The 6,429-nt window shown below is 54.2% G+C and carries 6 protein-coding genes; 3 read left to right on the plus strand and 3 right to left on the minus strand.

What is annotated here, in order from left to right; genetic code table 11:
- Window positions 1-147 precede the first annotated feature (147 nt).
- Genes FS320_RS35785 through FS320_RS35795 form a run of 3 tightly spaced genes read right to left on the minus strand, consistent with a single transcriptional unit; the run spans window position 148 to window position 2,890 of the window.
- Window positions 148-396, minus strand: a complete 249-nt coding sequence (locus FS320_RS35785) for an acyl carrier protein (protein WP_152717111.1) — start codon at window positions 394-396, stop codon at window positions 148-150.
- 3 nt (window positions 397-399) lie between these two features.
- Window positions 400-2,334 (minus strand): HAD-IIIC family phosphatase, encoded by a 1,935-nt coding sequence (locus FS320_RS35790; protein WP_152717112.1) that lies wholly within the window; start codon window positions 2,332-2,334, stop codon window positions 400-402.
- Complete coding sequence (locus FS320_RS35795) at window positions 2,318-2,890, minus strand: serine acetyltransferase (RefSeq protein ID WP_152717113.1); 573 nt, start codon at window positions 2,888-2,890, stop codon at window positions 2,318-2,320. The genes FS320_RS35790 and FS320_RS35795 overlap by 17 nt, the downstream gene beginning before the upstream one ends.
- A gap of 742 nt (window positions 2,891-3,632) precedes the next feature.
- On the opposite strand from FS320_RS35795, the gene FS320_RS35800 reads away from it, so the two are divergent.
- The 3 genes from FS320_RS35800 to FS320_RS35810 all read left to right on the plus strand — a co-directional run bounded on the left by FS320_RS35800 (window position 3,633) and on the right by FS320_RS35810 (window position 6,268).
- Window positions 3,633-3,929: a transposase gene (locus FS320_RS35800; protein ID WP_162003400.1), complete on the plus strand. Its 297-nt coding sequence runs from the start codon at window positions 3,633-3,635 to the stop codon at window positions 3,927-3,929.
- A 264-nt stretch (window positions 3,930-4,193) separates the two neighbouring features.
- Entirely contained in the window at window positions 4,194-5,267 is a 1,074-nt protein-coding gene (locus FS320_RS35805) for a glycosyltransferase family 4 protein (protein WP_152717115.1), read from the plus strand.
- A 398-nt stretch (window positions 5,268-5,665) separates the two neighbouring features.
- Window positions 5,666-6,268 carry a hypothetical protein gene (locus FS320_RS35810; protein WP_152717116.1) on the plus strand — a complete coding sequence of 201 codons (603 nt, stop codon included), beginning with the start codon at window positions 5,666-5,668 and terminating at the stop codon, window positions 6,266-6,268.
- Window positions 6,269-6,429: the final 161 nt, after the last annotated feature.

Raw genomic sequence — 6,429 nt, forward strand, 5'->3', positions numbered from 1 at the left:
GTTGTGCGAAGCCGCCTGGCTGCCGAGCCGAAGCTCGCCAACCGCCGCTACAAGCCACCCGATGCAGACGCGTTGCCGCCAGCCCTCCAGGTCATCGCTCATGCCAAGGAGGTCTCGCATCCAGACAGTGCAAGCTCCTGGAGACCTTCATGATCCGCGACATTCAGGCGACTTCGTGCGAATGAGGGTTTTCAGGTCACCAACATTCCGCAGCTTGTTGATCTCCGAACCGGAGAAGGACACGTCGAACGCTTCTTCGATAGCGAAGATAAGATTGAGGTGAGCTACAGAATCCCAGTCCTCACGATCATCTGCACTCATTTCGTCTTCAAGTGTCAAACTCTCGTCATTGAACACATCCCGGAATATCTTTTCCAGAGACTCGTGGAGCGACATGCTTCACTCTCCCTTCTCAAGGCTCACGTAGGTGGTCGGTGCGAGCCAGCCCTCGACCTCTGCAGCGAAATGTCGGACATCACGATCCTGATTTTCAACCGGAGTAAATCCGAAGCTCGGAAACAGCTCTGCAACCATGCTGTTCTTAGCTGTGGGCTTGTATAGGCCATGTATAAGACGACAGCCAAGTTCGCGCGCGACCCCGAATAGCTCGCTCACGATGCAGGCTTCAAATGTGCGTCCAATGACCCGGCAACTCATCACCCACAGATCGACCTCCAACACGTCACCATGTCTACGCAAACCGACAACACTGACTAGCCCATGATCCGTGAAGCAGTCCTTCAACGTGAAGGTCAAAAGCAGGTAATCGGGATCAGCAAGGAGGCGCCGCACATCTGAATCGCCGTAGCGATGTGTTGTCAAGTTGAACTGGTTCGATTTCATGATAAGCTGGACTATGCGAGCGAACGTTGTCTGGTCGGCGCGTGCAACATCGGCGCGCATCTGCAATGACGTGTAGAACTCTTCAAGCGTGCCTGCGCTGCGGCTTAACTCCTCAGCGCGTGCGCGGGCGAGATATTGGTTGGATCTGGCCGCGTCTTCCGGCGTGAAGGACGAAGTCTCAAAGAAGCACGACTCTGCCAGTGTCCGCGAATATCCTGAGGGATCCTCTGGCAAGATCACAACCTCAACTTCTGGCATGATCTGTCGCACGATTTCACGTTCCGCAGGGTTGTCGTCTACGAAGACAATACTGTCCAAGCCGATGTTCAGTGTCTGGGCGACCTTGCGTAAGGATTCTGTCTTTGGGCCCCAGTTGGCCTCAAAGGCTGCGAAATCTGTGAGCCGCAGGACCATTTCTGAACGTTTGCAAAATGGCTCCCGCGCATCAGCAGGGTTGTTTTTCGAACAGGCCGCGAGCAGAATCCCGCGATTTTTCAGGGACAGAAGGTATCTTTGGAAGTCCGCGTAAGCCGTACCCTCGGAACTCTCGGGCCCAATCCGAATACCATTAGTTCCATCTTCACCGACGACCCCTCCCCACAGAGTATTATCGAGGTCAACTGCGATACATTTCTTCATCAATCCCAGGTGTGCTGCGATTGTGGCGCCCGTCTGCTTCGCGAGCAGTGGCAGCCCAGAGAATGAGACTGCCTGCCTGCTGGCATGCCAGTAACTGGGTGAGAACCAGTTCCTTTTGCCCAAAAGTGCGGAGAGACGGTCGCAGTCGATTATAGATACAATTCCAATAGCCGTTTCAGCCAGGCGCTCGTTGAGACGGTCAATCATTGAGGATCGAGACCCGGGCAGGAATCTCGCGAAGTTGCCAAACGGATCTTCAGCCGGCTTGGCGAAGTTGTGCATTATGATCTTTGCATCGCAATTGCTTGCGATCGCGCTCCAGAGTTGCCTCCAACGTATCAGTTCAGCCTCGACGGCTGCTGCGGCATCATAGCACTGCTCACCTAAGAGAAGATCCTTTTCATGGACACAAAGGACGATGAAATCAGGTCGAGCAGCATACATGGGCGAGCCTGAATCCAGAATGTCCTGCTGAAGCTGGCCATAGTTGCCTTGCAAAACGTCTAGATCGATACCGATCCGGAGTCCGTATAATCTGAGCAAGGGCGCCAATTGCACGATGGTATAGCTGCTGCACAGCCACACGCATGCTTTACGCTTACTCAACCACGTGTGTCCATTATCGAGTATGCTCGCAGCAAGTGACGCTGCCGGCTGCCAATCAGAATAGGCTTCACTACAATCCACGATGCTGATGAGAGGCTGCAATGCGTCCAAGTGATTTCCGGAGGAGACAAGAAGACGCGCTTCTTGGAGAATAACTTTTGGATTGGGGCGGTCGGATACGACGGAGATGGAACGATCGATCTCGCTGCTCAACGGCGGACGTACGCGCTCATGGTGCTCGAGCATATTCGCTCCCTTCTGTCGGATGGTTGGGGATCTGCGCTGCAGCGGATGCTAGATGCATGACATGGGGTGATTGGGTGCAGACGGTAGTGCCGGATGGGAGACTCTTCATCACCACGCAGTGAGGGCCGACTTTCACAAAGTCGCCGATAGTAACCTTGCCGATGATGGCGGCTTTCTCGCCTATATCTACGCTTCTTCCCAGGGTAGGGGCCTGCTCAAGATAGGGTCCGCTGGCGGCGCCGATCGTGACCCCATTTCGCAAAATGCAATCGTCTCCCACTGCCGCAAATTCATGAACTACAAGTGGCCCTTGATGGGCGATTCTCACTCGTCGGCCAATAGTCGACGTTGCGTGAATCTCAATACCATAGAAGTTTCGAACAAAGATATGCGAGGCCTTGTAGAGGGTGTTCAAGAGGATCCCACTCAAGCCACTTCTACGTCTACCCTCCACCCCAATCCTGTACATTAGAAGCGCGTGAAATCCCGCTTGGGAGTACTGGCCAAAGTGTGTATTCAGATCTTCCCTGACGAGTTGCCAAAAATCCGGCTGCATTCGCGTCTCCTCGCCGTCATTTCCGCGGTTATTTCGTTTAGGTTAGGAAAACTATCAAGTATGACAATGTATCGGGAAAGTAAAAGTTATATACTCTTATACTCTTCTTACCTAGACGGCGTCTTGAACTCAAGTCGGTGTATGAGCTAGCCTTCAAGGGTTAACCTTTTGGGTATCACGTGATACTAAGCTTTTTCTTCGATATCCAATCCTATTCAAGTGACACAGCAGTGCCATTGAGCGGCTGACGAACTTGCGCAGCTACAGGGCTGTCAGGTGCTACACGTCCCGTGCTCACATCCGCTTGGCATGGTAGCGCTCGGTCAGTTGCTTTAGCACGGTATCAATCCTTAGATGGTCCTGCACGATCCAGCGCGGCCAAGCTCCTGCCCTTGCCGCCGCTCCCCAGAGTGGTGCCAGCAGAGCAGTCCCCTGCACCGCCAGGTTCTTTCACAGGCGTGGGCTCCCGGACGCGCCGCCCCCGAGAGGACGCCCCCCTCTGATCGGTCAGGAGTTCGGGCGCAAGGGCAAGCTCAGCCGCATCGGCGTGGCTCAGGTGCGACAGTGATCACGCCCGGCCCAGTGACGCACAGGTGCACCCGCAGGCCAGGTGCTGCCACAGCCGGGACTTGAACGCCCACAGGGTGGCCCCCTGACAGGCAAAGGTCGTCCAGAGCCTCCTCCAAAGGAGGCTCTGAATGGGTGATCTGTTTCTGCTGAATGACCGTCAGTCCGGCTGGTCTTGGAGGCCCTGCCTTCTGGCGCAACCCTGATTGCCGACCGTGGCCGTGGCTACGACAGCAGCTGGTTCCGGGCCGCTCTTGTCGAGAAGGACATCACGCCGTGCATTCCGCCGACCAGGAGGCGCAAGGTGCCGATTGCCTACGACAAGACGCTGTATCGGCAACAGCATGAGGTCGAGAACAGGTTCGCCAAGCTCAAGGACTGGCGCCGGATTGCGACCCGCTATGATCGCTGTGCTCACACCTTCTTCTCATCTATCTGCATCGCAGCGGCCACCACCTTCTACGTCACTTGATGAATCCTGAGCTAGAAATACTAAACGTGTAAATACTTTGGTTTCCGAAAAAGGATTACCCCTAATAGACATAGGCATGGAATTTAGTCTGGCCAGTTTACTTGACACGGGTGTCTTCGCAGATGTTATCCCTCGTTGAACGAACTAAATGCATCAGAGAGTTTGAGTGCAATCCATCAAAAGGGGAGAAACACAAAATGATTGATGCAGTGAGGCACTCGACGTATTGCAGAACCGGATCGTCCCAAAGCGTTGTGATTTAAGATGCGCATAGCACATGTTCTTAACCATACTGAGCGACTTAACGGTCATGTTCATGCAGCTGTTGATCTCGCATGCGCACAGGCAGCACTAGGGCATGAAGTTTCCGTCGTTAGCCGCGGTGGCAGCTTCGACGCGCTGCTCAAGGCCAATGGCGTAGAAACGATCCAGATTGATCAACGCCGTCGTCCGCTTGTTGCTCTGACAGCTGCTGTGGAGCTGACGAAACTGATGCGGCGCTTCGATATCGCCCATGCTCATATGATGACAAGTGCGCTTTTGTGTTACCCGGCGTGTAAGATTGCGGGTGTGCCCCTTGTCACGACGGTTCATAATGCATTTGAACGTAGTTCGATAGCTATGGCCGTGGGAACAAGAGTCATCGCTGTCAGCGCTGCAGTTGCACGCTTAATGAAAGAACGTGGTGTTCCTGCCTCACGACTACGTGTTGTGCTCAATGGAACGATTGGTTCGCGACGTCACGCGGATCTTTCAGAACCACCAATCGCTCTTGGCTCGCCATCCATCTTGTCGGTCGGCGGCCTGCATCCCCGCAAAGGGATCCCAGACTTGCTCAAGGCCTTTGAGATCGTTAACGCCACGATCCACGGAGCGAGGCTTCATATCGTCGGCGAGGGACCTTACGGGGCACAATATAGAAGCATCGCTGCTGCTATGCCGTGCGCATCTTCGATAACCTTCCATGGACCACAGGAAGATCCGCGGCCATGGTTCAAAGGAGCAGACGTATTCGTGTTCCCGTCGCATGCTGAGCCTGCGGGGCTCGTGCTTTCAGAAGCTTGTGAGGCTGGCTGTGCCATCGTCGCTTCTAACGTCGATGGCATCCCCGAGATGCTTGATGATGGCCGGGCGGGCATTCTAGTGCCCCCAAAGAATCCGGCGCTGTTGGCCAAGGCGTTGATTGAACTCTTAACCACGCCTAACGCTCTTGCGGAGGGTAAGAAACATGCTCTAGCAAATAGATATCGTATGTCTCTCGATCGCGTCGTAAGAGAAACACTCGACGTGTACAACGAATGTCTGCCGGCTTACGTGCCAGGGGCGGTTAAAGTGTAGAGAATTCTCCGGAACACGGAGAGCTGCCTCCAGAGTAGGACCTAGCCAGCTTACTCTGCCAGAGTGTGGTCTACTATCCACCACGCCCACAGGATCTCTGAGAGACAGCCACCCCGCTCCACTCCTGTGTGAGCGGCAGGCCCAACGGCATCGAAGTTATAAAGCTAAGTGGGAGGAGTGCCACCCACGGAACTTGGCGCTATCTCCATGCCAGAAATAGCAGGAAATATTTAGCTAGTACTTTCGGGAGGGTTCTGTTCAAGGATCATTTCCACGTAGAGTCTCTTATAGAGTCAGAGCTACAGAGTTCAGAGCTGGTGGAGAAACATTCTACGGCTATCGCCAAGTACCTTCATCACCGTATCCACTTGAACGATAAAAGGTCTGAAAGAGGTGCTATGAAACCCGAGAGCTCCGCGGCGTTGGCCTTAAGCATTACGCGTCGCGCTCTATTAGGTGCGTGTGGATTTTCAATTCCAGTGGCAGTCGCTGCTCCATCGTTATGGCGGAGAGAGGCCGATCAGTCACAGGGGCGTGTCGCAAGCGTACAGCCGGAAGTCTATATCGACGCGCCATTCAAAGCAGGTCCATTCAGGACGAACCAATTGAAAAGTCCACAGCCTTACACGATCGGCATCCCTGATGAATCAATGATTTTAGAGGCAAAAAAGATCACGTTCATGGGGCGTGCCCCCGGAATGAAGAATGTGATGTTAAGAATCGGCCCAAACTGGTTTCCAACGAAACTGACACCAGATGGTTCGTGGTCGAGTGAGATAGATCTGACCGAGCATGCGAACGGTCCATTTGTGTTTGATGTGCTGTCCTGGGATGGCTCAGAGGGTAACTTCTCGATTAATATCAATGTGCGAGTTCATCTGTTCCTCGTCGGCGGTCGCGATGAAACGCCGCCGGTGGAGGTACCAGCAGGACACCCGGCGGCCGGAATGGCTCTAGCCGTTCTTATGCATGGGAAGGTTGATGAAGGCTGGCGAGTGTAGCTTAAGCACTTGAAGCAGCGTAGGATTTGGTTGTTGAGACTAATCCCTGCCACCAATTGCCCTGTGCCACACTCGCCATGCCGGACGATACACCTGCCACCTTCCCGTTTCCAGCCGTTGGCCGCAAGAAGATCACCGCTGCTTTCGACGGTGGGCGCCTG

It is taken from the genome of Microvirga tunisiensis (assembly GCF_009296175.1).
Classification (GTDB): Bacteria; Pseudomonadota; Alphaproteobacteria; order Rhizobiales; family Beijerinckiaceae; genus Microvirga; species Microvirga tunisiensis.

Excerpts from the sequence above, each read along its gene's own strand:
- FS320_RS35805 (WP_152717115.1), top strand. The coding sequence starts at position 4,194 with ATGCGCATAGCACATGTTCTTAACCATACTGAGCGACTTAACGGTCAT.
- FS320_RS35810 (WP_152717116.1), top strand. The coding sequence starts at position 5,666 with ATGAAACCCGAGAGCTCCGCGGCGTTGGCCTTAAGCATTACGCGTCGC.
- FS320_RS35795 (WP_152717113.1), bottom strand. The coding sequence starts at position 2,890 with ATGCAGCCGGATTTTTGGCAACTCGTCAGGGAAGATCTGAATACACAC.
- FS320_RS35785 (WP_152717111.1), bottom strand. The coding sequence starts at position 396 with ATGTCGCTCCACGAGTCTCTGGAAAAGATATTCCGGGATGTGTTCAAT.
- FS320_RS35790 (WP_152717112.1), bottom strand. The coding sequence starts at position 2,334 with ATGCTCGAGCACCATGAGCGCGTACGTCCGCCGTTGAGCAGCGAGATC.